The organism is Shinella sumterensis (assembly GCF_004514425.2).
Taxonomy (GTDB): domain Bacteria; phylum Pseudomonadota; class Alphaproteobacteria; order Rhizobiales; family Rhizobiaceae; genus Shinella; species Shinella sumterensis.
Window position 1 is genome coordinate 315706 of the sequence record NZ_MYFN02000004.1, and the last position, 23702, is coordinate 339407.

The 23702-nt window shown below is 65.7% G+C and carries 27 protein-coding genes; 15 read left to right on the forward strand and 12 right to left on the reverse strand.

Annotated features, from left to right (window positions below):
* The first annotated feature begins 2 nt into the window (after window positions 1-2).
* Both nadC and B5M41_RS10655 read left to right on the forward strand, forming a co-directional pair.
* Window positions 3-908, forward strand: coding sequence for a carboxylating nicotinate-nucleotide diphosphorylase (gene nadC / locus B5M41_RS10650; protein ID WP_134649794.1), 906 nt, complete (start codon window positions 3-5; stop codon window positions 906-908).
* A 67-nt stretch (window positions 909-975) separates the two neighbouring features.
* The gene (locus B5M41_RS10655) at window positions 976-1497 is read left to right on the forward strand and encodes a superoxide dismutase family protein (RefSeq protein WP_134649795.1); all 522 of its coding nucleotides are present in this window, start codon (window positions 976-978) and stop codon (window positions 1495-1497) included.
* Between the two features lie 96 nt (window positions 1498-1593).
* On the opposite strand, the gene B5M41_RS10660 is transcribed toward B5M41_RS10655, so the two are convergent.
* The 5 genes from B5M41_RS10660 to ygfZ all read right to left on the reverse strand — a co-directional run bounded on the left by B5M41_RS10660 (window position 1594) and on the right by ygfZ (window position 5474).
* Window positions 1594-2424: a mechanosensitive ion channel family protein gene (locus B5M41_RS10660; protein WP_134649796.1), complete on the reverse strand. Its 831-nt coding sequence runs from the start codon at window positions 2422-2424 to the stop codon at window positions 1594-1596.
* 68 nt (window positions 2425-2492) lie between these two features.
* A complete protein-coding gene (locus B5M41_RS10665) occupies window positions 2493-3470 on the reverse strand; it encodes an NUDIX hydrolase (protein WP_134649797.1) in 978 nt (325 codons plus the stop codon).
* A complete protein-coding gene (locus B5M41_RS10670) occupies window positions 3467-4000 on the reverse strand; it encodes a tyrosine phosphatase family protein (protein ID WP_134649798.1) in 534 nt (177 codons plus the stop codon). Before B5M41_RS10670 ends, B5M41_RS10665 begins: the two co-directional genes overlap by 4 nt.
* A gap of 2 nt (window positions 4001-4002) precedes the next feature.
* On the reverse strand, window positions 4003-4632 hold the full coding sequence (locus tag B5M41_RS10675; RefSeq protein ID WP_134649799.1) for a YfbR-like 5'-deoxynucleotidase: 630 nt from the start codon (window positions 4630-4632) through the stop codon (window positions 4003-4005).
* On the reverse strand, window positions 4629-5474 hold the full coding sequence (ygfZ, locus tag B5M41_RS10680; protein ID WP_134649800.1) for a CAF17-like 4Fe-4S cluster assembly/insertion protein YgfZ: 846 nt from the start codon (window positions 5472-5474) through the stop codon (window positions 4629-4631). Before ygfZ ends, B5M41_RS10675 begins: the two co-directional genes overlap by 4 nt.
* A gap of 165 nt (window positions 5475-5639) precedes the next feature.
* On the opposite strand from ygfZ, the gene B5M41_RS10685 reads away from it, so the two are divergent.
* Window positions 5640-6245: a nucleotidyltransferase domain-containing protein gene (locus tag B5M41_RS10685; RefSeq protein ID WP_134649930.1), complete on the forward strand. Its 606-nt coding sequence runs from the start codon at window positions 5640-5642 to the stop codon at window positions 6243-6245.
* Window positions 6246-6262: 17 nt separating this feature from the next.
* Here the strand turns inward: B5M41_RS10685 and B5M41_RS10690 are convergent, their stop codons facing one another.
* The 4 genes from B5M41_RS10690 to B5M41_RS10705 form a co-directional block, all read right to left on the reverse strand.
* Window positions 6263-7048, reverse strand: coding sequence for a hypothetical protein (locus tag B5M41_RS10690; protein ID WP_134649801.1), 786 nt, complete (start codon window positions 7046-7048; stop codon window positions 6263-6265).
* A gap of 15 nt (window positions 7049-7063) precedes the next feature.
* Window positions 7064-7333 carry a hypothetical protein gene (locus B5M41_RS10695; protein WP_134649802.1) on the reverse strand — a complete coding sequence of 90 codons (270 nt, stop codon included), beginning with the start codon at window positions 7331-7333 and terminating at the stop codon, window positions 7064-7066.
* 92 nt (window positions 7334-7425) lie between these two features.
* A complete protein-coding gene (locus tag B5M41_RS10700) occupies window positions 7426-7845 on the reverse strand; it encodes a TIGR02301 family protein (RefSeq protein WP_134649803.1) in 420 nt (139 codons plus the stop codon).
* Window positions 7842-8279, reverse strand: coding sequence for an NUDIX domain-containing protein (locus tag B5M41_RS10705; RefSeq protein WP_209020873.1), 438 nt, complete (start codon window positions 8277-8279; stop codon window positions 7842-7844). Before B5M41_RS10705 ends, B5M41_RS10700 begins: the two co-directional genes overlap by 4 nt.
* Window positions 8280-8336: 57 nt before the next feature.
* On the opposite strand from B5M41_RS10705, the gene B5M41_RS10710 reads away from it, so the two are divergent.
* On the forward strand, window positions 8337-9113 hold the full coding sequence (locus B5M41_RS10710; RefSeq protein ID WP_134649804.1) for an SOS response-associated peptidase: 777 nt from the start codon (window positions 8337-8339) through the stop codon (window positions 9111-9113).
* A gap of 11 nt (window positions 9114-9124) precedes the next feature.
* Here B5M41_RS10710 and B5M41_RS10715 read toward each other — a convergent pair whose 3' ends face one another.
* Window positions 9125-9307, reverse strand: a complete 183-nt coding sequence (locus tag B5M41_RS10715; RefSeq protein WP_134649805.1) for a hypothetical protein — start codon at window positions 9305-9307, stop codon at window positions 9125-9127.
* Between the two features lie 179 nt (window positions 9308-9486).
* Window positions 9487-9618: a hypothetical protein gene (locus tag B5M41_RS26880; protein WP_268998311.1), complete on the reverse strand. Its 132-nt coding sequence runs from the start codon at window positions 9616-9618 to the stop codon at window positions 9487-9489.
* A 262-nt stretch (window positions 9619-9880) separates the two neighbouring features.
* On the opposite strand from B5M41_RS26880, the gene cysS reads away from it, so the two are divergent.
* The 6 genes from cysS (at window position 9881) to rarD (ending at window position 16052) form a co-directional block, all read left to right on the forward strand.
* On the forward strand, window positions 9881-11314 hold the full coding sequence (gene cysS / locus B5M41_RS10720) for a cysteine--tRNA ligase (protein ID WP_134649806.1): 1434 nt from the start codon (window positions 9881-9883) through the stop codon (window positions 11312-11314).
* Window positions 11311-11793, forward strand: coding sequence for a GFA family protein (locus tag B5M41_RS10725; protein ID WP_134649807.1), 483 nt, complete (start codon window positions 11311-11313; stop codon window positions 11791-11793). Before cysS ends, B5M41_RS10725 begins: the two co-directional genes overlap by 4 nt.
* A 115-nt stretch (window positions 11794-11908) precedes the next feature.
* Window positions 11909-12391 (forward strand): GFA family protein, encoded by a 483-nt coding sequence (locus B5M41_RS10730; protein WP_134649808.1) that lies wholly within the window; start codon window positions 11909-11911, stop codon window positions 12389-12391.
* Window positions 12388-13347: a prolyl aminopeptidase gene (pip, locus tag B5M41_RS10735; RefSeq protein ID WP_134649809.1), complete on the forward strand. Its 960-nt coding sequence runs from the start codon at window positions 12388-12390 to the stop codon at window positions 13345-13347. Before B5M41_RS10730 ends, pip begins: the two co-directional genes overlap by 4 nt.
* Window positions 13348-13374: 27 nt before the next feature.
* Window positions 13375-14991, forward strand: coding sequence for a citramalate synthase (cimA, locus tag B5M41_RS10740; RefSeq protein ID WP_134649810.1), 1617 nt, complete (start codon window positions 13375-13377; stop codon window positions 14989-14991).
* Between the two features lie 116 nt (window positions 14992-15107).
* The gene (gene rarD, locus B5M41_RS10745; protein ID WP_134649811.1) at window positions 15108-16052 is read left to right on the forward strand and encodes an EamA family transporter RarD; all 945 of its coding nucleotides are present in this window, start codon (window positions 15108-15110) and stop codon (window positions 16050-16052) included.
* 73 nt (window positions 16053-16125) lie between these two features.
* On the opposite strand, the gene B5M41_RS10750 is transcribed toward rarD, so the two are convergent.
* Complete coding sequence (locus B5M41_RS10750) at window positions 16126-16746, reverse strand: LOG family protein (protein ID WP_134649812.1); 621 nt, start codon at window positions 16744-16746, stop codon at window positions 16126-16128.
* A 160-nt stretch (window positions 16747-16906) separates the two neighbouring features.
* On the opposite strand from B5M41_RS10750, the gene B5M41_RS10755 reads away from it, so the two are divergent.
* The 5 genes from B5M41_RS10755 to B5M41_RS10775 all read left to right on the forward strand — a co-directional run bounded on the left by B5M41_RS10755 (window position 16907) and on the right by B5M41_RS10775 (window position 23676).
* Entirely contained in the window at window positions 16907-19198 is a 2292-nt protein-coding gene (locus B5M41_RS10755) for a LysM peptidoglycan-binding domain-containing protein (protein WP_230640047.1), read from the forward strand.
* 146 nt (window positions 19199-19344) lie between these two features.
* A complete protein-coding gene (locus tag B5M41_RS10760; protein ID WP_134649813.1) occupies window positions 19345-21240 on the forward strand; it encodes an ABCB family ABC transporter ATP-binding protein/permease in 1896 nt (631 codons plus the stop codon).
* A 182-nt stretch (window positions 21241-21422) separates the two neighbouring features.
* Window positions 21423-22121, forward strand: a complete 699-nt coding sequence (locus B5M41_RS10765) for a phosphatidylserine decarboxylase (RefSeq protein ID WP_134649814.1) — start codon at window positions 21423-21425, stop codon at window positions 22119-22121.
* 118 nt (window positions 22122-22239) lie between these two features.
* Complete coding sequence (pssA, locus tag B5M41_RS10770) at window positions 22240-23088, forward strand: CDP-diacylglycerol--serine O-phosphatidyltransferase (protein ID WP_134649815.1); 849 nt, start codon at window positions 22240-22242, stop codon at window positions 23086-23088.
* A 132-nt stretch (window positions 23089-23220) separates the two neighbouring features.
* Window positions 23221-23676, forward strand: a complete 456-nt coding sequence (locus tag B5M41_RS10775) for a MarR family winged helix-turn-helix transcriptional regulator (RefSeq protein WP_134649816.1) — start codon at window positions 23221-23223, stop codon at window positions 23674-23676.
* Window positions 23677-23702 lie beyond the last annotated feature (26 nt).

Here is a 23702-nt window from a genome sequence, read left to right on the forward strand (position 1 = left end):
CCATGACCACGCCCCATCTTCCCGTTCTCTCTCCCCTGATGGTCGAGGAGCAGGTGCGCGCGGCGCTTGTCGAGGATCTCGGCCGGGCGGGCGATATCACCAGCCAGGCGACGATCGCGTCCGACATGACGGCGACGGCGGAGATCAATGCGCGGGAGGAGGGCATCGTCGCGGGGCTCGACCTGGCGCGCGCGGCATTCCGGCTGATGGACCCCGACATCCGCTTCGAGGCCTTCGTGAAGGATGGCGACCGGCTGGCACCCGGCACGGTCATCGCGAAAGTATCGGGCCCGGCGCGCGCCGTGCTCTCGGCCGAGCGTGTCGCGCTCAATTTCCTCATGCATCTGTGCGGGGTCGCCACCCACACCGGCCATTTCGCGCAGGAGATCGCGCACACGCCGGCAAAGGTCTGCTGCACGCGCAAGACCATTCCGGGCCTGCGGGCGCTGGAGAAATATGCGGTCCGCATGGGCGGCGGGTCCTCGCATCGCTACGGCCTGGACGATGCCATCCTCATCAAGGACAACCACATCGCCGTCGCCGGCGGTGTCGCGCCCGCCATCCGCGCCGCCCGCGCCTTTGCCGGCCATCTGGTCAAGGTGGAGGTCGAGGTGACGACGCTGGAGGAGCTGGAGGAAGCGCTGGAGGCCCAGCCCGACGTCGTACTGCTCGACAATATGGGGCCGGAACTGCTCTACCGCGCCGTCGAGATCAACCGCGATTGCGCGGGCCTGACGGACGCCACCTACGCCGCCGATCCGCGCCGCGTGAAGCTGGAGGCCTCCGGCAACGTCAACCTCAAGACGATCCGCGCCATCGCCGAGACCGGCGTCGACTATATCTCGACGTCCAAGATCACCATGGCGGCGCCGACGCTCGATATCGGCCTCGACGTCGTCGTCGGCTGAGCACGGCGGAACACCCTCACGCACGATGCGTTCCGGTTTCAGGACCAACCAACCGGAAGGACGTATCATGTTGAAAATTTTCGCACTCGCCACTGCGGCGAGCACCGTGGCGCTCGCTTCGCCCGCGCTTGCCCAGCAGGCCGGCAACACCGCCCAGGCGGATTTCGTCGACAAGTCCGGCAAGGAGACCGGCCGCGCCCATCTCACGGCGGCAAGCGGCGGCGTGCTGTTCGAAGTCGAAGTTTCCGGCCTGGAGCCGCGCAAATGGGTGGCGCTGCACGTTCACGAAACGGGCAACTGCGATGACCATGCCGAAGGCCACAAGGCATCCGGCGGCCACTTCAATCCGGATGAAAAGGAACATGGGTTCCTGTCCGCCAATGGCCCGCACGCCGGCGACCTGCCGAACCAGTATGTCGCGGAAGACGGCGTCATGCGCGCCCAGATCTATTCCACGCTGGTTCGTCTCGACGACAAGGAGCGCGGCATTCGCGGCCGGGCGCTGATCGTCCATGCCGGCTCGGATGACAACCGCACCGATCCCGCTGGCGGCGCCGGCGACCGGCTGGCCTGCGCGGTGATCCGCTAGCGTTCGAGCCGAAGCGGGATCGTTTCGGCATCGACGATATCAAAACACGAAGAGACCATTTCCGGCGAACCGATATTCGCCGGAAATGCTTTGATGTCAGCCGGCTGGTGCCGCATCCGGCTCCGGCCCGGCCACCTTCTGGCCGAAGGCGATCCGCACGCGGCGGTTCATGTCCCGGGTGATCTTGAACCATTGCGGCGTGGACACCCAGTAACGCAGCTTCAGCGTCGCGGCACTGTCGCTCAGGCTGTCGACGAAGACCTGCGGCGCAGGCACGCTCTCGATCATCGGGTCTTCCTGCGCAATCGCCAACAGGCGCGCCATCTCGTCATCGATGTCACGGTCGCCGGGCACGGTCACCTCCAGGTCATGCTTGCGGATGCGCTCGCGGCTGAAATTGGTGACGGGGGTGTTCCAGAGCGTGGAGTTCGGTGCCAGCAGGTAGAGCCCGTCGCTGGTCTTCATTTCGGTGGCGAACAGGCCGACTTCGGTGATCGTGCCGGAAACATCCTTGGTCTGGATGTACTCGCCGACCCGGAACGGCCGCAGCACCAGAAGCATGATGCCGGCCGCGATGTTCTGCAACGTGCCCTGCAGGGCCAGGCCGATGGCCAGGCCGGCGGCGCCGAGGGCCGCGATGATCGAGGCGGTCTGCACGCCGAACTGGCCGAGCACCGTCACGAAAACGAGAATGAGGATGGCGTAGCGCAGCGCGTTGGCGAAGAAATGCGCCAGCGTGGTGTCGATGCCACGCACATGCTTGAGCCCGTTCAGCGCCCAGCCGTGGAGAATGCGCGACAGGAACCAGCCGAGCAGGAGCAGCACGACCGCGCCGAGGATGGAAAAGGAATATTGCACGGCCATGGCACTCGCCTGGGTGAGTGCGGCACGCGTTGCGACGACGGCTTCGTTGACCTGTTGTTCCATGAGCCCTTCCACTTTTGATGTCGAAGGCCAAATGTCAGGGAAAGCAATAGGTTCCCCGGTTCGCTCGCCTAGCGCATACCGACCTTGAGGCCCGGTGCGGGGCGTTCTTCCAGAATGCGGCGGCGGAAGCGGAAGAGGGCGGCCGGCCGGCCGCCCGTTGCCGATGTGGAGCCGCCGGTGGGCTCGACGAGTTCGGCGCCTTCCACGAGCCGGCGGAAATTCTGCTTGTGCAGGTGCCGCCCGGAAATCGCCTCGACGCTCGCCTGGAGTTCGGTGAGGGTGAATTCCGGCGCCATCAGCTCGAAGATGACAGGGCGGTATTTGATCTTGCCGCGCAGGCGCGCCATGGCGGTGGCGAGGATGCGGCGATGGTCGTGGCGCATGGCCACGCCCGGGGCGCTGAGACAGGATGTGCCGCGCCCGTCGGTCACGGCCTCCTCGGCCAGACCCGCCTCGTAGAGCAGTTCGTAACGCTCCAGCACGCGTTCCTCGTCCCAGGGAAAGTCGTCGAGGCCGAAGGCGAGGCGCATGCGGGTGCGCGGCGAGGGCGCGGCGCCGGCGCGCTCCTCCGGCGGCGGCTCGGCCGCCCAGTTTTGCAACGCGGGCAGGATGATCTGGTCGATGACGGCGGGGCGGCCCTGCCGCCAGTCCTCCCAGGGAAGATATCTGTACCAGTCGCGCCAGGCAGCACCCGCTTCAGCCAGCTGCTCCGTCGCCTCCGCATCCGTGCGGGTCAGCGCGAGATAACCGACGGACACCATATGCGTGCCGGCCTCGTCGGGCAGCTTCTGCCGCCCCCGGTCGCCGAAGGTGTAGAGCTGCTCGATGTAACCGAGCTTTAGCGCGGTCTGCGCCTCCACGCTCGCCCTCAGGCTGGTTTCGAAGGTGCGGTGCTGGCGCGGGTCGAAAGGGCCGAAGGGCAGCGCGTCGCGGCCGTCGGGCCCGTCGCCGCTGATGGCAAGAATTGAGGGCCGGCCGCCCGAGATCGCGACCACCGCCGCATTGAGGCCGATCTCGACCGGCGGTCGGGCGCGGGCCTCGCTCATGGCGCGACAGGCTCCGGCAGGGCGGAGAAGGAGAAGGGGCTGTCGCCGACATAGTCCGCACCGCGGCCGATCGCCTTGACGGCGGCGACCAGCCGTCCGCCACGGCCCAGCATCCGGTCGCCGATCTCGATCAGCCGCGCATTGGGCGTGGCCTGAACGGAGGCGCGGCGCAGGCGCTGCGCAAGGTCGTGATCGTCCTGGTCCGGCGCCACCGCCAGCGCGGCGATCAGGGCGGCGGCGGGAGAGCGGGATACGCCCATCTGGCAGTGCACGAGAAGCGGCGCCTGGCGGTCCCATGCGCGCGCGAAGCCGATGATGGCGTCGACATGCTCTTCACCGGGCGCCACGAGCCTGCCTGTGCCGGCAAAGGCGATATCGTTGACGCCGAGGATCATGTGGCGGTCCCCGGCGATGACGGCGGGCCGATGGAAGTTCTGCTGCGGCGCGATCAGGCTCAGCATCTCGCGGCAGCGGTGGCGCACGGCGAGTTCCGCGATCTTGCCGAGCGGTGCAACGATGATCGTGCCCATCGTCACACCGCCGCGGCGGTGAGGCCGCGTTCCCGTTCCAGCGCCTCGAACCGCGCGCTAAACAGCCGCTGCGCTTCCAGCGCGGGAACGGGGGTGATGTCGATCATGTCGAGCGTGATGCCGCGCGGCGCGCCGAAGAACTTCACGGCCTCGGCATGGGAGAAGCCGGCAAGTTCGGTGGCCTCGAAGAAGGCGGCGACCTGGTCGGCCTTCTTGATCTTCGTCTTCAAGGCCGCAGGCGTGACGGGCGGCAGGCCGAAACGCAGGTGCACGGCCGCCTCCAGCCGCTTCTCCACCGTCTTGTAGCCGCCGCCGACCACCGCCTTGAACGGCGAGATCATGTCGCCGATCACATATTCGGGCGCATCGTGCAGCAGCGCCATCAGGCATTCGTCCACGCCGCAGCGGTTCTGGTGACGGAAGATCGTCTCCACGATCAGCGAGTGCTGCGCGACGGAAAAGGCATGGTCGCCGTTGGTCTGGCCGTTCCAGCGCGCGACGCGGGCAAGCCCGTGGGCGATATCGGACAGCTCGACATCGAGCGGCGAGGGGTTGAGCAGGTCGAGGCGCCGGCCCGACAGCATGCGCTGCCAGGCGCGCGGCTCGGTCCTGGAACGCACCGTTCCGCTCATGGTGCGGGAGCCTCCGCGGCATCCTGCGGAAAGGCGAGCCCGGTCCAGTGCGGTAGTTCCACCGTCACGGGCGCGCCGTCGAGCGTGATGGGCGTGCCGGACTGGATGGCCTCGCCCGCGCGGTCGATGCGCACGATGGCGAGCCCGAGCGTGCCGGCGACGCTGCCGAGCGTGCCGATCGGCTTGCCGCCGGCCATAAGCTCGGCGCCGCTGTCGGGCAGCGCCACTTCGCCCTTGACGATGACCGGCCGGCGGCGCGCCGTGCCGCGATGATGCATGCGCGAGACGACCTCCTGGCCGACATAACAACCCTGCCGGAAGGAGACCCCGTCGGTGAGATCGAGCAGCACGTCATGCGGAAAGGCGTCCGACAGCACATAGTCGCGACCGGCTTCCGGAAGGCCCGCCTCGATGCGCAGGAGATCGTAGAGGGCCGGGTCTTCGCTGCCGGCCGCACCGGGCACGCGCGACAGGGTGATGCCCGCCTTGGCGAAACGGCCGTCATGCGGCGCCCCGGCTTGCGCCTCGTCCCAGGCGACGGTCACGCTGTCGCCGTTCACGGCCGAAAGGTCGACGGCGGCGCGCAGCCGGTACATGGTCAGCCGTTTCAGGAGCGCATCGCGCTGGTCTGCGCCCGTCTCGATCAGAAAGGCGCCCTCGCCATCGCGGCGGATGAGGAAATCGAACAGGATCTTGCCCTGCGGCGTCAGCAGCGCGCCGGGACGTATCTCTCCCTCGGCCAGCTCCGGCAGGTTGGTGGTGATCAGCGATTGCAGGAAGGTCTCGGCGTCCTTGCCGGAAATGTGGAGAAAGGCGCGGCCGGAAAGCGTGACGGAAGGCATGGCAGGATCCAGATATCTCGCGCGCCGGTAAATACCCGGCGCAGGCGGTGCGTCGATGCACCCATCGAAACAGAGGTAGAACGGCCGAACGCCTTTCGCAAGGTCGGGCCTCTTGCCGCAGCGCGCAAAGCCGCTATGACAGCCTTCCGGATCGAAGGCGAGCCCATGAGCGAAGCATCCCCAATCCCGCACGATGCTTGGTGCGCCTGGCACCCGCAGGAACTGGCGCGCAGGGTTTCCGGCGTCGGGCGACCGTGGTGCGTCGTCGGCGGATGGGCGCTCGACCTGTGGCACGGCGCTGAGACGCGGCCGCACGAAGACATCGAGTTTACCGTGCTGCGCGAAGATCTTGCCCTGTTCCGGCAGGTGTTGGCGGATTTTCGCTTTCACGCCGTGGGAGATGGTCAGGTGCGGCCTTTGCGGGCAGACGAAGCGCCGCCTTCCGATATCGCGCAGGTCTGGTGCGAGGACGTCGCGGCAGGCTGCTGGCGGGCGGACATGATGCTGGAAGATGGCACGCCGGAGACCTGGATATACAAGCGCGACCCGTCGATCCGGCGCTTGCGCACAGAGATGGTGCAGGTCACCAACGACGGGATTTTCTATCTCGCGCCTGAGGCCGTGCTGCTCTTCAAGGCGAAATACCGGCGGGAGAAGGACGAGGCCGATTTTGCCCGCGCCGTTCCCATGCTTGGCAAGGACCGCCGCCGCTGGCTGAAAGCCTGCATCGCGAGGGCCCACCCCGATCACGGCTGGCTGGCGGCTTTATAGGTGAGGCCGTCCGCCCCTCAGTCGCCGGTCACGAAGAACTTCCACTGGCCGTCCGGCGCGATGCCGACGCGGTAGAAGTTGTAGCTGCCGAATTCCTGCATGTCGGCGAAGTCCCCGGCGGTGACGATGCGCAGCAGCTCCACCTTTTCCGGCGGCGTGAGGCCGGCCAGCGGCTTGGCGGTGAAATAGGGCCAGACATACATCTCGTCCGGCGTGCCCTGGCCGACATGGACATAGCCCGCCGCCAGCACGTCGAGCAGGATGGCGAGGACCTCGATGCCGTCGGAATCGCCGGACTGGCCCTTGAGGGTCTCGACCGGCCCTTCCTGGCTCTCGACCATGGAGACCTGGGTTTCGGTCACGCCCTTGCCGAGCAGGGGGCGCAGGCGCTCGATATCGCCGGAGGCCGCGGCCTCGACGATCAGCTGGCGCATGCGGCGCACCGGTTCGGGCGCCTTCTCGATGTCGTAGAGGACTTCGACGGGTGCCTGCGGTTCCTCTTCGGCGGGCTTGTCGTCGGTGACGGCAGGCTCGTCCGCGGGCTCCGTCACCGAATCGCGCTTTCGGATCAGCGGGTCGGGCTGCGGCAGTTCGACGGGAGCGGCGTTCTCCTGCTCCTCCTCGACCGGCGCCGCCTTTTCGCCCTCGGCGGGCTTCTGCGGCACCTCGACCTCTTCCTTCTTCAACTCGCTGAGCGCGAAGGCGGGGCGTGCGGGCAGGGTGAGCGCCGTTGTCGCAAACAGCGCCGACAATACGATGAGGCTGCCGCGAAGCAGCGTTTTACCGTCCGTCGGTATGCGCATGATCAAGATTCCAGCCTATTGCAGGATACGCTCGGGGGAAAATTCGCCGGCAAGCATGCGCTCGCGCAGGGCCTCGAGCATTGCTTCCGCGCCGCGTTCGCCCTGGGTACGGATCGTCTCGCGAAGCGCAAGAGCGATCGCCGCATCGGCGATGATTTCGGGCTCGATGCCGTCAGCCATTCCGTCGGCCCAGGCCTCGTTCTGGTATTCCAGAGCGGCCTGCATCTTCTCGTGCACGATCATCTCGTCGATATCGTTGAGAGTAGGTTCCATCAATCGGTCCATGCGCGGCATTCAGTTCTTACTGCTCTGTTAACGACCTTAGCAGCCTTTTCCCAAAACGGCACTGGGTCAGGTAAAAAGGGGTTAATTAATCCCTAATTTCCGAAGCGTGCGGTTATTTCTGTGGCAAGTGTTGCACCTTCGTTACGGTATCTCTGTTCTGCGACAACTGCCGAGTCGGTGCAAGCGGTATAGATGGCGGCGAAGGACCGGTATCCACGGTTGAATGCCGCCGTCAGCTTTTCCTGCCGCTTCGGCTCGCCCGCCGCCTCCATGTCGATGAGGCGCTGCATGTCGGCGCGCCAGTTGTCCTCCGCCTGACCGAGGCACAGATTGCGCAGGTAATGCACCGCGCCCAGGATTTCAGACAGGCGCTCCAGCCGCTCGTCATAGGGGGCAGGCTTTTCCTCCACGGTGGGGGTCGCAGGCGTTGCGGCCGATGCATCGCCCTTCGCCTTCTGGGCGAGCGCCGGCGTGGCCAGCGCAAGGCTGAACAGGAGAAGAAGGCGAATCATGCGCTGATCCCCAGCCGTTCGGCCTCGAGCCGGGCGATACAGTCGCGCACGCTGTCGGGTGCCGGCATGGTGGCGATCTCGGCGGCCGTGTACCAGCCGACGCTCGCCGCGTCGTCGGAGGCGACGGCAACGGCCTGCGGATCGGCCTTCACCTTGAACACCGAAAGAAAGAAGGCGAGGCTGCCGGGCGCACCCTCGGGGCCTGACAGATCGTAGGTGGCGAAGAGTTCGGGGTTTTCGCCCCGGATGCCGGTTTCCTCGGCCAGTTCGCGCAGCGCCGTTTCGGCAGCCGTCTCGCCCGGTTCGCCGCGCCCGCCGGGAAAGGCATACATGGCCTTCGACGGCGGCTTGCTGCGCAGCACGAGCAGATAGCGGCCGTCGCGCTCGAGAATGGCGGAGGAGGCGGGCTTGGATATCCTGGGCGTCGTCATCATGATCCGGTTCGCTGGCGCTTCATTGACCCCTTATAGGCAAAGTGCGATGACGACGCCATGTGTGGACGATTTGCATTGCTGGCCAAGACCGATCTCGCGCGCGAATTCTTCAGCCTTGCCGAGATCGACGACCTGACGGAGCGCTACAATATCGCGCCGACCCAGCCGATCGTCATCGTGGTGGCGAGCGAGCGGCAGGAGAAGGGCAGCAACCTGCCGGAGCGCAAGGCCATGCTGGTGCGCTGGGGCTTCATGCCCGGCTGGGTGAAGGACCCGCGCGAGTTTCCGCTGCTCATCAATGCCCGCGCCGAGACGGCCATCGGCAAGGCCTCCTTCAAGGCCGCCATGCGCCACCGCCGCATCCTCGTGCCGGCGACGGGCTTTTTCGAATGGCGCCGGCCGCCGGAGAAGGGCGCCAAGTCGCAGGCCTATTTCATCCGCCCGAAAAAGGGCGAGATCGTCGCCTTTGCCGGGCTGATGGAGACGTGGTCCTCGGCCGACGGGTCCGAGGTCGATACCGGTGCCATCCTGACCACGGCGGCCAACAACGACATCGCCCGCATTCATGATCGCATGCCCGTTGTCATCCGCCCGGAGGATTTTTCCCGCTGGCTCGACTGCAAGACGCAGGAGCCGCGCGACGTGCTCGATCTGATGAAGCCGATCGAGGACGGTTTCTTCGAGGCTATCCCGGTCTCCGACAGGGTCAACAAGGTCGCCAATATGGGCCCCGAGATCCTCGAACCGGTCGAGGAGGTCATCGCCGCGCCGGCGCCCAAAAACGACAAGGGCGCTGACGCGCCCCCTTCATCCGGTCAGCTGTCGCTGTTCTGAGCGGCGTCCGCTCAGTCGTGCAGCGCCTGAAGCACGGCGGGGATATCGCGCTTGCTGTTGGCGTCCGGGCTCTTGATCTCCGGCTTGCACTGCGTGGCCGCAACGACGGCGCGCAGGCCGAGCGGCTTGTAGCGCGTCTGCAGGCTTTCCTTCGTGGCGCCCTGCGGAGCAGGCTGGGTTTTGGCGGTCGACATTTCATTCTCCTCAGATCTGTTGGCGAGGCAGCCCCGTGTGTTCCCTCCGGTCGCCGCTCTCGATGAGCTATGAATTTAACGCAGCCTTCCGGCCGAATTCTGCCCGAATTTTGATCGCTCTGCGGCAAACCGCTGAAAGCACGGGGTTTTTGATCAACAATTGTGACCGGCGCACACAATCAGCGGGTAGGCCGCGGGCGTGGCCGGGCCAGCATGGCGGCAGCCAGGACGGCGCGAATGGCGAGCGGGTTATGGCGTGCGGTAAGGTCGATCTGCATCCTGTCGGTCTTCATCCGGTGGATCCTTTTCATGCGGTGAAGGCCTCCTCTTGCATGTCCCGGCCCGACGGCCAGTCACCCGGGGAACAGGAGTGGAGGATTTTCGCGTCGTCGCCCTCCCACCCGCTTGACCGGACGCCTGCGGGGCGCAATAAAGCACACCATGAAAACGGTACTCTGCCTTCGCCGGAGCATTATTCGCTAGCGCACGCGCTGGCTCGGCCGTTTTCGTCCCCCGAAATCCCTGGATGACAACGACCCGGCCAGCCGGGTTTCTGCATTTTGGGAGATTCTAATGGCCGAAAAGCCGGTCCTGACGCTGTACAACACGCTCACGCGCACCAAGGCGCCGCTTGCGCCCATCGATCCGCAAAACGTGCGCATGTATGTCTGCGGCCCGACGGTCTATGACTTCGCCCATATCGGCAATGCGCGTCCGGTCATCGTCTTCGACGTGCTGTTCCGCCTGCTTCGCCACATCTACGGCGAAAGCCACGTTACCTATGCCAGAAACATCACGGACCTCGACGACAAGATCAACGCCCGGGCGCTACGCGATTTCGGTAATGAGATCGCCGACGGCTCCCTGTCGCTGAACGAGGCGATCCGCCGGGTGACGGAGAAGACGGCAAACCAGTTCCATTCCGACGTCAAGATACTCGGTTGCCTCGAGCCGACCCACGAGCCGCGCGCCACCGATTTCGTGCAGCCGCGCGACGATGGCAAATCGGACATGATCACCTTGATTCTGCGTCTGATCGAACGCGGCCATGCCTATGAAGCCAATGGGGAAGTTCTGTTCGATACCCATTCGACGGCGCACTATGGCGAGCTCTCCAAGCGCAATCTCGACGAGCAGCAGGCCGGCGCCCGCGTCGCTGTCGATGCACACAAGAAGAACCCCGGCGACTTCGTGCTCTGGAAGCTTTCCTCGCCCGAAGAGCCAGGCTGGGATTCGCCCTGGGGCCGCGGCCGTCCGGGCTGGCACATCGAATGCTCCGCCATGTCGGCCGCCTATCTCGGCGAGGTCTTCGACATCCATGGCGGCGGGCTCGACCTGATCTTCCCCCACCACGAGAACGAGATCGCCCAGTCGCGTTGCGCCCACGGCACGACGGTCATGGCCAATGTCTGGATGCACAACGGCTTCGTGCAGGTCGAAGGCCGCAAGATGTCGAAGTCGGAAGGCAACTTCGTCACCATCTATGAACTGCTGCACGAGGAAAAATTCGGCGGCCGCAAATGGCCCGGCGAGGTGCTGCGGCTCGCCATGCTGATGACCCATTACCGCGAGCCGATCGACTTTTCCGTCAAGCGGCTGGAGGAGGCCGAACGTCTGCTCGCCAAATGGCCGGCCGGCGGCAACCCGGCGGAAGGCCGCGTGGACGAGACCGTGCTCGCACCCCTTCTCGACGACCTCAACACGGTCGGCGCGGTGCAGGCGCTGCACGCCCTTGCCCAATGCGCCAACAGCGACCCGCTGATGCTCCCGGTCTTCGCCGCGAGCGCCGCGCTTCTCGGGGTCCTGCCGAAGAAGGCCGAGGTCTCCCAGGCGCTGGAAGACAGCATCGAAAGCCTCATCCAGCTGCGCCTGGAAATGCTGAAGGCCAAGAACTTTGCCGAGGCCGACAAACTCCGCGATGACCTCGCCGCCAAGGGTATCCAGCTCAAGGACAGCAAGGACCCCCAAACCGGCGAACGCGTGACGACCTGGGAGGTGAAGCGGTGACCGCATCCGCTCAAACCGGCGGCTGCCAGTGTGGGGCGGTGCGCTTTCGTGTCGAGGGGGCGCTGGGCGATGCGTCGGTCTGTCATTGCCGCATGTGCCAGAAGGCGAGCGGCAATTTCTACCTGCCGCTGGTCTCCGTGCGCGATGCGGTGCTCACCTGGACGCGGGGCGCGCCGAAACGCTTCCGCTCGTCCAACCACGGCTATCGCGGCTTCTGCGCCGATTGCGGCACGCCGCTGACCTACGAGGCGCCGGATGGCGTGGCGCTGACGATCGCCGCCTTCGATGATCCCGCCGCGATCGCCCCTCGCATCCAGTGGGGCATCGAGGCGAAGCTGCCCTATGTCGACACGATCCCCGAGCTGCCCGGCGAGGACACGATGGCCGATCAGGACGCCGCGTCCTTCCTCGCCGACCTCGTCTCCTACCAGCATCCCGACCACGATACCGATGAATGGCCGCCGGAGGATCGTCGATGACCGACGTGACGACGAGCCTCGGTTTTCAGCGCAAGGGAGTTGACCTCATCGCCGCGAAGCTGGCGCCGATCACCGCCGTCGTCATCCATTCCTCAAACCGTTGAAGGATATCGTCATGAGCAAGGAAGAGCAGGAAGTGAGAACCGGCGGTTGCCAGTGCGGTGCGGTGCGCTTCCGCATCAAGGGCAAGCTGGGCCGTCCGTCGATCTGCCATTGCCGCATGTGCCAGAAGCAGTTCGGCGGCTTCTTCGGTCCGCTGGTGACGGCTGAGGGCGAGGTGGAATGGCCGCGCAACGAGCCGGCCTATTTCCAGTCCTCCATCAACATCGCCCGCGGCTTCTGCCCGCAATGCGGCACGCCGCTGACCTACAAGCATCCCGGCGGCCTGGAGATCGCCATCGGCGCCTTTGACGACCGCAGCGATCTCGCCCCGCAGATCCAGGTCAACTACGGGTCGCGGCTGCCCTGGGTGGAGCAGATCTTTGCCGCCCCGGTTCACGACGACCCGGACTATTACAGCCAGCAGGAGGGCATCATCTCCTTCCAGCACCCCGACCACGACACCGAAAACTGGCCAGAACACGGACTGAAATTATGAGCGATACCCTGCGCGGCCTCTATCCCGAGATCGAACCCTACGCATCCGGCCATCTCGATGTCGGCGATGGCCATGTCATCTATTGGGAGCGTGCGGGAACGCCGGGCGCCAAGCCGGCCGTATTCCTGCACGGCGGCCCCGGTGGCGGGTTTTCCCCGAGCCATCGCCGGCTGTTCGATCCCGCCCTCTACGACGTGACGCTGTTCGACCAGCGCGGCTGCGGCCGGTCCACGCCGCATGCGGAGCTGAACGCCAACACGACCTGGCACCTTGTCGAGGATATCGAGCGGCTGCGCGAAATGGCCGGCGCGGAGAAGTGGCAGGTCTTCGGCGGCTCCTGGGGCTCGACGCTGGCGCTCGCCTATGCGCAAAAGCATCCCGAGCGCGTGTCCGAACTCGTCCTGCGCGGCATCTACATGCTCACCAAGGGGGAGCTCGACTGGTACTACCAGTTCGGCGTCTCGGAGATGTTCCCCGACAAGTGGGAGCGTTTCATCGCGCCCATCCCGCCGGAAGAACGCCATGAGATGATGCACGCCTACCATCGCCGCCTGACCAGCGACGACAAGGCGACGCGTTTTGCCGCCGCCAGGGCCTGGAGCCTGTGGGAAGGCGAGACGATCACCCTGTTGCCCGAGCCGTCGACGAGCGACAAGTTCGGCGAGGACGAATTCGCCCACGCCTTCGCCCGCATCGAGAACCATTTCTTCGTCAATGCCGGCTGGATGGAGGAGGGGCAACTCCTGCGCGACGCCGGTCGTCTTACCGGCATTCCCGGTGTCATCGTGCATGGCCGCTACGACATGCCGTGCCCGGCCAGATATGCCTGGGCGCTGCACAAGGCCTGGCCGGAAGCGGAATTCTACCTGATCGAGGGCGCCGGCCACGCCTATTCCGAGCCCGGCATCCTCGATCGCCTGATCTACGCGACGGACAAGTTCGCGGGCAAACAGTAAGACAGACCGTTCCCAGGGAGGGAACAGATGAAAAAAGACCGTATCTATCTTTTCGACACCACGCTGCGCGATGGCCAGCAGACGCCCGGCATCGATTTTTCCGTCGAGGACAAGATCGCGATTGCCGGCATGCTGGATGCGTTCGGCCTGGATTATGTCGAGGGCGGCTATCCCGGGGCCAACCCGACGGATACGGCTTTCTTCGCAAGGAAACGCACCACGCGCGCAAAATTCGTCGCCTTCGGCATGACCAAGCGCGCCGGCATTTCCGCCTCGAACGATCCCGGCCTCGCCGCCCTTCTCGATTCGCAAAGCGACGCGATCTGTCTCGTCGCCAAGAGCTGGGATTACCATGTGCGCGTGGCGCTCGGCTGCACCAACGAGGAGAACCTCGAAAGCATCGCCGAATCGGTGAAGGCGGTCGTCGCCTCCGGCCGCGAGGCGATGATCGACTGCGAGCATTTCTTCGATGGCTACAAGGCTAATCCCGGCTATGCGCTGGCCTGCGCCACCACGGCCTTTGCGTCCGGCGCGCGCTGGGTCGTGCTGTGCGACACCAATGGCGGCACGCAGCCGGCCGAGGTGCGCGCCATCGTCGAGGCCGTCATCGCCGCCGGCGTGCCGGGCGCAAACCTCGGCATCCATGCCCATAACGACACCGGACAGGCGGTCGCCAACACGCTCGCCGCCGTCGAAGCGGGCGTGCGCCAGGTTCAGGGCACGCTGAACGGCATCGGCGAACGCTGCGGCAACGCCAATCTCGTGACGCTCGTCCCGACGCTCGCGCTGAAGGAAACCTATGCCGAACGCTTCGACATCGGCATCGACGCCGACATGCTGACGGGCCTCACCAAGCTGTCGCACACGTTCGACGAACTGCTGAACCGCTCGCCCGACCATCAGGCGCCCTATGTCGGCGCCTCCGCCTTCGCCACCAAGGCCGGCATCCACGCCTCCGCGCTGCTGAAGGACCCGCGCACCTATGAGCATGTCACGCCGGAGAGCGTCGGCAACCTGCGCAAGGTCATGGTGTCGGACCAGGGCGGCAAGGCGAACTTCATCAATGCGCTGAAGCTGCGCGGCATCACCGTCGCCAAGGACGATCCGAAGCTCGATCGCCTCATCCAGATCGTCAAGGAACGCGAAGCCACCGGCTATGCCTATGAGGGTGCGGATGCGAGCTTCGCGCTCCTGGCCTACCGCACGCTCGGTTCGGTGCCGGATTTCTTCCATGTCGAGAGCTTTCGCGTGATGGTCGAGCGCCGCTACGACGCCAACGGCCAGCTCAAGACCGTCTCGGAGGCCGTGGTGCGCGTCGTCGTCGATGGCGAGACCATGATGTCCGTCGCCGAGGGCCATGGCCCGGTTAACGCGCTCGACCTCGCGCTGCGCAAGGACCTCGGCAAGTACCAGTCGGAGATCGCCGATCTGGAGCTTGCGGACTACAAGGTGCGCATCCTCAACGGCGGCACCGAGGCCATCACCCGCGTCCTGATCGAATCCACCGATGCCTCCGGCGCGCGCTGGTGGACGGTGGGCGTCTCCGACAACATCATCGACGCCTCCTTCCAGGCGCTGATGGACAGTATCGTCTACAAGCTCCTGAAGAACCGGGGCGAGGCGGGCAAGGTCGCGGCGGAGTAACGCGGGCGGCAGGTTCAATGCCGCTCATGCATCCCTTCACCGGAATGAATTGGTACATTCATCGCGGTTGGAGTATTCCCGTCGAAAAATCCATAAATCGACGGGAAGTGACACCCATGGCCGACGCCAATTCCTCCAGCGGCCCGCAGACCGGCGATTCGCCGCGCGGTTTCGCCTTTGCCCTGACAGCCTATGTCTTGTGGGGCTTCCTGCCGTTCTTCATGAAGGCGGTGGCGCATATCCCGGCGGCCGAGGTGGTCGCGCACCGCATCATCTGGTCTGTGCCGCTCGCCGGCCTCGTCCTCGTCTGGCTGGGCCGCACCGCCGATATCAAGGCGGCTTTGCGCTCGCCGCGCATGCTCGGCATGGCGACGCTGACGGCGGTGCTCATCACCATCAACTGGGGCATCTATGTCTGGGCCATCGGCGCGGGTCGCGCCATCGAGACGGCGCTCGGCTATTACGTCAATCCGCTGTTTTCGATCTTTCTCGGCGCCGTTCTCCTGAAGGAGAAGCTGGACCGGGCGCAGATCGTGGCGATCGCGCTTGCCGCCGTCGCCGTCGCCATTCTCGCCTTCGACGCGGGCGGTCTGCCCTGGGTGTCGCTGAGCCTGTGCGTTTCCTGGGCCTTCTACGCTTTCTGCCGCAAGGCGCTGCCGATCGGGCCGAACCAGGGCTTCTTCCTCGAAGTGCTGATCCTCAGCGTGCCGGCCATCGGCTATGTCATCTGGCTGGAATCCACGGGGCAGGGCCATTTCGGCGACACCGGCATGGCGGATGTGCTGTGGCTCCTGTCCTGCGGCATCGTCACCGCGGTCCCGTTGATGGTCTATGCCAACGGCGCGAAGCTTCTGCGCCTCTCCACCATCGGCATCATGCAGTATATCGCGCCGACCATGATCTTCATCATCGCCGTCTTCGCCTTCGGAGAGCCCTTCGGCACGGTGAAGCTCATCGCCTTCGTCTTCATATGGGCGGCGCTTTTCATCTATTCGGGCTCCATGCTGCGCAGCGCGCGCAACCGCCGCCTGGCCGCCGCCGAAGTGAAGCCGGCCGAATAGCGGCCTCTGTCGCGAACGACAATGGCCGGGACGTGCCCGGCCATGATGCGATTTTCTGCTGGATGACGACGCGTCAGAGCCGCGCGATGATCTCGGCCTCGCCCTCGCGGTCCACCTGGCTCGCCCAATGGTCGAGCAGGGTCGAGACGATCTCTTCGGGATCGTCGATGACGAGCGGCTGCACGAGATGGGCGGTGTGGATGAAGCCTTCGTCCGCCATGTGGCGGATGAGCTTGAGCATCGGATCCCAGAAGCCGCCGATATTGGCGAAGACCATCGGCTTGCGGTGGCGGCCGAGCTGCCCCCAGGTCATGATCTCCACGATTTCCTCCAGCGTGCCGATGCCGCCCGGCAGGGCGACGAAGGCATCGGAGCGCTCGAACATCTTGTGCTTGCGCTCGTGCATGTCGGGCGTGACGATCAGTTCGCTGAGCTGGCCGAGCGAATGGCGCGTGGCCTCCATATCGATGAGGAATTGCGGTATGATACCGGTGACGCGGCCGCCATGGGCGAGCACGCCGCTGGCGACGGCGCCCATGATACCCTTGGTGCCACCGCCATAGACGAGGCGCAGATGGTTTTCCGCCATCGCCTTGCCCAGGCTGCGCCCGGCATTGACATAGGCTGCATCGCGTCCCGGCTGGGAACCACAGTAAACACAGACGGATCGAATCGGCATTGAATGTTCGCTCATGGGTCGGATTCAGCCACCCGCCCGCGGGCCCGTCAAGGATAATGACGGAAAATGCGCGCGTGGGAGGCTCCTGAAGGCTGCAAACCTTGTGCGAGCCATCGGGAATCGATAGCAATTCGGGCAGGGAACTCCCCGGGAAACCGGGACAGAGAGAGATTTGATGATGAAGAACAAGACCGGCCTGGTGGCCCTGATCGTGCTGGCGGCGGCAACGCTGCTCATGGTTTTCTTCGTGCTGCCCAACATGAGCACGGACAAGCCGGCCGAAACCACCGTCTCGACGGCCAGCGAGACGCCGGCCACGGGCGGCGGCGATACCACCACGGCAGCCGGCAAGCAGGCGCGCGGCACGACCGAAGCCGCCGGCGAGACCGCCGCGACCGACGGTACCGCGGGTGCTGAAGCCACCCCGGCACAGGACGCGACCGCAACGCAGGAAACGGCCACGCAGGAAACCGCCAAGACGGATGCGACGCCGGCCACGCCGGGCGAGAGCTTGGTCACGCCGTCCTTCGACGTGCTGCGCGTCGAGCCCGATGGCTCCACGGTCATTGCCGGCCACGGCCAGCCGAACAGCAAGCTGGAGATCAAGAACGGCGATACGGTCGTCGCCACGGCCGATATCGGCCCGTCGGGCGATTTCGCCGCCGTCTTCGACCAGCCGCTCGCTGCCGGCGACTATCAGCTCACCCTCAACACGAAGGACGACAAGGGCACGTCGAAGACCTCCGAGGAGGTCGCGACCGTTTCCGTGCCCAAGGACGGCGCGGGCGATCTGCTTGCCATGGTCTCCCGTCCCGGCGAGGCAAGCCGCCTGATCACAGTTCCCACGACCGAGACCGCCGGCACCGCCGCCGAGGGCGCGACCGCGACGCCGGCCGGCGAAACGGCCGACAAGCCGGCAACCGAGCCGGCAACCGAGACCGCGTCTGCGGATGCCGGTACGGCCGCAGGCGAACAGCCTGCCGCGGGCGAAACCGCCAGCGCGGCCGAGGACGCGGCAACGACATCAGGCGATGCCGCGACGGCGTCTGCTCCCGAGGCCGTCGCCAAGGAAGCGCAGGCCCGCGTTTCGGCCGTCGAGCTGGAAGGCCGGCGCATGTTCATCGCCGGCACCGCCAAGCCCGGCGCGCTGGTCCGCCTCTATGCCGATGACACGCTCGTCGGCGAAACGAAGGCGGACGAGCAGGGCCGTTTCGTGGCCGACGGCACGATCGATCTCTCGGTCGGCCGCCACACGATCCGCGCCGACGTCATGAGCGCCGATGGCGACAAGGTCGAGTTCCGCGCCTCCGTGCCGTTCGATCGGCCGGAAGGCGAGCAGGTCGCTGCCGTCGTGGCGCAGGATAATGCGACGGGCGCCTCCGATGCCGCGCTCGGCCTGATCGGCTGCAGCACCTTCGACAAGCTGCGCGGCGATGCCGACAAGGCGCTCGCGTTGCTCAAGGGCCTCTTCGCCAACGGTGCGGTTCCCTCCGCCGAACAGCTGGCCGCAGCCCGCTCGGCGACGGAAATCGCCTTGAAGTCGCTCGCCGAATTCAAGCCGGGCGAAGAAGAGGGCGACGCCGCCTGCACGATGGCCGCCAAGGCTTCGGCCGCTGCCGCAGATGCGCTTGCCCGCCTGCGTGCGCTGCCGAAGGACACTGCTGCCGTCGGGGCCGCGCTCGGTTCCATCGAGACGGCGGTGGCGGATGCGGTCACACCGGCCATCGAGAAGGCGCAGACCATGGCCGAGAATGTCGCGGCCGCGGCTGACGGCTCCGTCGAGGCACTGGTCGAACAGACCGCGGCGATCCACCAGAAGTTCGTCGCACTCTTCGCCGATGGCCGCAACGCCACGGCGGCCGAAATCCAGACCGGCCGCTCGGCGCTGGAAGCTGCCCTGCAGAAGATCGTCGGCTTCACCGTCCCGGCCGATACGACCGGCGACGTGGCGACGGCCATCGAGAAGCTGAAGGGCTGGGCCTCCACCGCGCTCGACCGCCTGGCCGCCGTTCCGGCCGGCGCGGGCGCGGACGCCTATCGCCAGGCGCTCGTGGCGCTGGAAGGCATGCCCTCGCTCAGCGCCGCCGCCGGCGCCGTGGAAACGACGACCGAAGGCGCAGCACCGGCGACGGCCGGCTCTTCCACCGCGGAAACCGCCGGCAGCGGCACGGCGGCGACCCCGGCAGGCGGCGAGGCCGCGGCCGAGGAGCCGGAAACGGTCGAGCAGGCGCCGCTTCAGGCCAGCAAGACCTCCGTCATCATCCGCCGCGGGGATACGCTGTGGCAGATCTCGCGCCGCATCTACGGCAAGGGCGTGCGCTACACGACGATCTATCTCGCCAACGAGGACCAGATCACCGATCCGGACCGCATTCTCCCCGGACAGGTCTTCGGCGTCCCGGACAAGACGGTGGAGACCGACGCGGCCGCCGAGGAGATGCACCGCAAGCACGTGCGCGGCAATTGATGCCCGACAATTTGCCGCCGGCGGTTGCGAAGCAGCCGGCGAGGACCTATCTCACACGGACGGCGCCCGAAAGGGCGCCGTCTTTTCATTACGGAAATTCCAGCATGTAAGATCGAGCCGCCGACCGCGGTTCGGTGGAGGCCAGCGTGGCGACGACGACGAAAAAGACGGTTTCGGCCGACAGCAGCAATCCGCTCCGGACGCTGGTCAATCTCTGGCCCTATATGTGGCCCTCCGACAGGCCGGACCTGAAGATGCGGGTGGTCTGGGCCTCGGTCTTCCTGCTCGCCTCCAAGGTCGTGCTGCTGCTCGTGCCCTATTTCTTCAAATGGGCGACGGATGCGCTGAACGGCAAGCCGGACGCCGTGGGCCTGCTGCCGGTCTTCATGCTCGGCGCCGTCATGCTGGTGCTCGCCTATAACGGCGCGCGCATCCTGCAGGCCGGCCTCAACCAGCTGCGCGATGCGCTGTTTGCCAGCGTCGGGCAATATGCGGTCCGCCAGCTGGCCTACCGCACCTTCGTTCACCTGCACCGCCTCTCGCTGCGCTTCCATCTGGAGCGGCGCACCGGCGGCCTGTCGCGCGTCATCGAGCGCGGCACCAAGGGCATCGAGACGATCGTGCGCTTCACGATCCTCAACAGCGTGCCGACCTTCATCGAATTCCTCATGACGGCCGCCATCTTCTGGTGGGGCTACGGGCTGCAATATCTGCTCGTCACCGCCGTCACGGTCTGGCTCTACATCTGGTTCACGGTGCGCGCCTCCGACTGGCGCATCTCCATCCGCCGCTCGATGAACGACAGCGACACCGAGGCCAACACCAAGGCCATCGATTCGCTCCTGAACTTCGAGACGGTGAAGTATTTCGGCAACGAGGAGATGGAGGCCCGCCGCTTCGACCAGTCCATGGAACGCTACGAGAAGGCGGCGACCCAGGTCTGGACCTCGCTCGGCTGGCTGAACTTCGGCCAGGCGCTGATCTTCGGCGTCGGCATGGCGGCCATGATGGCGATGTCGGCCATGGCCGTGCAGCGCGGCGAGCAGACCGTGGGCGACTTCGTCTTCATCAACGCCATGCTCATCCAGCTGGCCATTCCGCTCAACTTCATCGGTTTCGTCTACCGCGAAATCCGCCAGGGCCTGACCGATATCGAGCAGATGTTCGATCTCCTGGAGGTGGAGGAAGAGGTGCAGGACAAGCCTGGCGCCGTCGATCTGGTCGTCTCCTCCGGCGCCATCTCCTTCCGCGACGTGCATTTCGCCTACGATCCCGCGCGGCCGATCCTCAAGGGCGTTTCCTTCGACGTGCCCGCCGGCAAGACCGTCGCGGTCGTCGGCCCGTCGGGTGCGGGCAAGTCCACGCTGTCGCGGCTGCTCTACCGCTTCTACGATGTGCAGGAGGGCGCCATCACCATCGACGGGCAGGATGTGCGCGACGTCACGCAGAAGAGCCTGCGCCATGTCATCGGCATGGTGCCGCAGGATACCGTGCTGTTCAACGACACGATCGCCTACAACATCCGCTATGGCCGGCCGGATGCGACCCAGGAAGAGGTGGTCGCTGCCGCCGAGGCCGCGCAGATCGGCCCCTTCATCCATCAGCTGCCCGAGGGCTTCAAGGCGATGGTGGGCGAGCGCGGGCTGAAGCTTTCCGGCGGCGAGAAGCAGCGTGTCGCCATCGCGCGCACCATCCTGAAGAGCCCGCCCATCCTCATCCTCGACGAGGCAACCTCCGCGCTCGACACGCGTACGGAGCAGGAAATCCAGGCGGCGCTCGATGTCGTCTCGCAGAACCGCACGACGCTTGTCATCGCGCACCGCCTGTCCACCGTCATCTCCGCCGACGAGATCATCGTGCTGAAGGACGGCGCGATCGCCGAGCGCGGCACCCATGGCGAACTCATGCAGCGCGACGACGGCCTCTACGCCTCCATGTGGAACCGCCAGCGCGAGGCCGTCCAGGCCGAGGAACGCCTCAAGCAGGTGCGCGAAAGCGACGATCTCGGGATTGTCGTGCGCGGTGCGCCGGCGGCGGAGTGAGAATGCGCGAATAGGAAGTTGCGAATAGCGAATAGGGAAAGAACCTTTCTCGCTATTCGCTATTCGCTATTCGCTATTCGCTATTCGCGACTGCCTGCCGCTTAATCCCACGTCCTAAAACATTGCCCCCATCGCCATTTCACGCTAGGTCGATGGCGTGAAATTGTCAGGAGATGTCGAAGATGAGTTTGGTCGATACAGTCCGCAGCACCCTGGTGCCGATCCATCGGGAGGGCTGGAAGTTCGTGGCCGGCTTCTTCGTCGTCTCGCTTCTCCTGGGGCTGCTCTGGACGCCGCTGATGTGGATCGGCTTCGTGCTGACCGCCTGGTGCGCCTACTTCTTCCGTGATCCCGAGCGCCTGACCCCGCAGGACGACGACCTCGTCATCAGTCCGGCCGACGGCCGCGTCTCTGCCATCGCCCTGATGACGCCGCCGGTGGAGCTCGAGCTGGGCGACCAGCCGATGCTGCGCATCTCGGTGTTCATGAATGTCTTCAACTGCCATGTGAACCGCGCGCCCATGCGCGGCCGCATCACGCGCGTCGCCTATCGCGCCGGGAAATTCCTCAACGCCGATCTCGACAAGGCGAGCCAGGAGAACGAGCGCAACGGCCTCGTCATCGAAAGCGCGCATGGTCAAATCGGCGTGGTGCAGATCGCCGGCCTCGTCGCGCGCCGCATCCTGTGCTGGAGCACGATGAACGATCATCTCGACGCAGGCGAGCGCTTCGGCCTCATTCGCTTCGGCTCGCGCCTCGACGTGTTCCTGCCGGCCGGCGCGCAGCCGCGCGTCAGCGTCGGGCAGACGGCCATTGCCGGTGAAACCGTGCTGGCGGAATTCGGCTCTGCCAAGGGGCCGGTGGTGAGCCGCAGGGGATAGGAGTTTGGAGGCGAATAGCGAATAGCGAATAGGGATCGCATCATTTGTCTTCCTCTATTCGCTACTCCCTATTCGCTATTCGCCGCTGATTATTCACTGTATCGAACGAGCGAAACCGATGGAAACGCCATTTCCGCCCTATGAGCCCAACGGCCCGAACGACGAGGCCCGCGGACCGCGCCTGCGCGAAATCCCGCTGCGCATCGTCATTCCCAATGTCATCACCGTGCTCGCGATCTGCGCGGGCCTCACCGGCATCCGGCTGGCCTTCGAAAACCGCTACGAACTCGCCGTGGGCATGGTGCTGCTCGCCGCCTTCCTCGATGGCATCGATGGGCGCGTGGCGCGGCTGCTGAAGGCCACCTCGAAATTCGGCGGCCAGATGGATTCGCTGGCCGATATCGTCAATTTCGGCGTGGCGCCCGCGCTGGTGCTCTATGTCTTCATCCTCGATCAGGCGCGCTCCTTCGGCTGGATCGCGGCGCTGATCTACGCCATCGCGGCAGGCCTGCGCCTTGCGCGCTTCAACGTCATGGCCGAGCGCGAGACCAAGGCGCAATGGCAGAGCGAATATTTCGTCGGCGTGCCAGCCCCGGCCGGCGCCATGCTCGTGCTCCTGCCTGTTTATATCGGCTTCCTCGGCGTTCCCCCGAGCCCGCTCTTCGCGTTCCTCGCCTCCGGCTACACCGTGGTGATCGGCTTCCTTCTGGTGAGCCGCCTGCCGGTCTGGTCGGGCAAGTCCGAGGGCAGCCGCATCCGCCGCGATCTGGTGCTGCCCGGCATCCTGCTCGTCGTGCTCTACGTCGCGACGCTGATGAGCTTCACCTGGGAAACCATGGTGGTGACCGTCCTTGCCTATCTCGTGACGCTGCCTTTCGGCGCCCGGTCCTGGAAGCGCAAGTATGGCGGCTGGTCGGCGCCCGTCACCCCGGCCGCCAGCGAGTTCCCCGAAACCGACGGCCACTGACGCCCGCAATCATTTTTACGTGAGCTTGCCGCAAGCCCCGTCCAGTCCTCTGGGCGGGGCTTGATTTTTGTCATGTCTTGGATTAACTAGCAAGCAAATAGATAGTAAGCTAATAATATTTAGGCTAGCAAGATGACGACGACCGATCCGCGTGAACGCCTCCTCGACGACCTCTCCCGTGTCCAGCGCAAGATGCGCGCCTTGTTCGATGCGCGGGTGAAGGAGAGGGGCCTGACCCTGCCGCGCGCCCGCGCCCTGATGATCCTCGGGCGTGGCTCCCAGCTCAACCAGCGCGAACTGGCAGACGAACTCGATATCGAGACGCCGACGCTGGTGCGCCTGCTCGACGGGATGGAAAAGCAGGGCTTCATCGAGCGCCAGTCGGTGGAAGGCGACCGCCGTGCCAAGCAGATCGTCATGACGCCGCATGGCGCGCGCATGGCCGGCGAGGTGCTCGATCTCGCCCGCTCGCTGCGGGCGGACGTGCTTGCCGACATTTCCACCGCGGACATGACGGCCACCGTGAAAGTCTTCGCGACCATGTCGGACAACATCGCCAGGAGCTGCCGGGACAGCGTCGAGGCATGAGCACGGTTTCCCCAAGCGATGAGCTG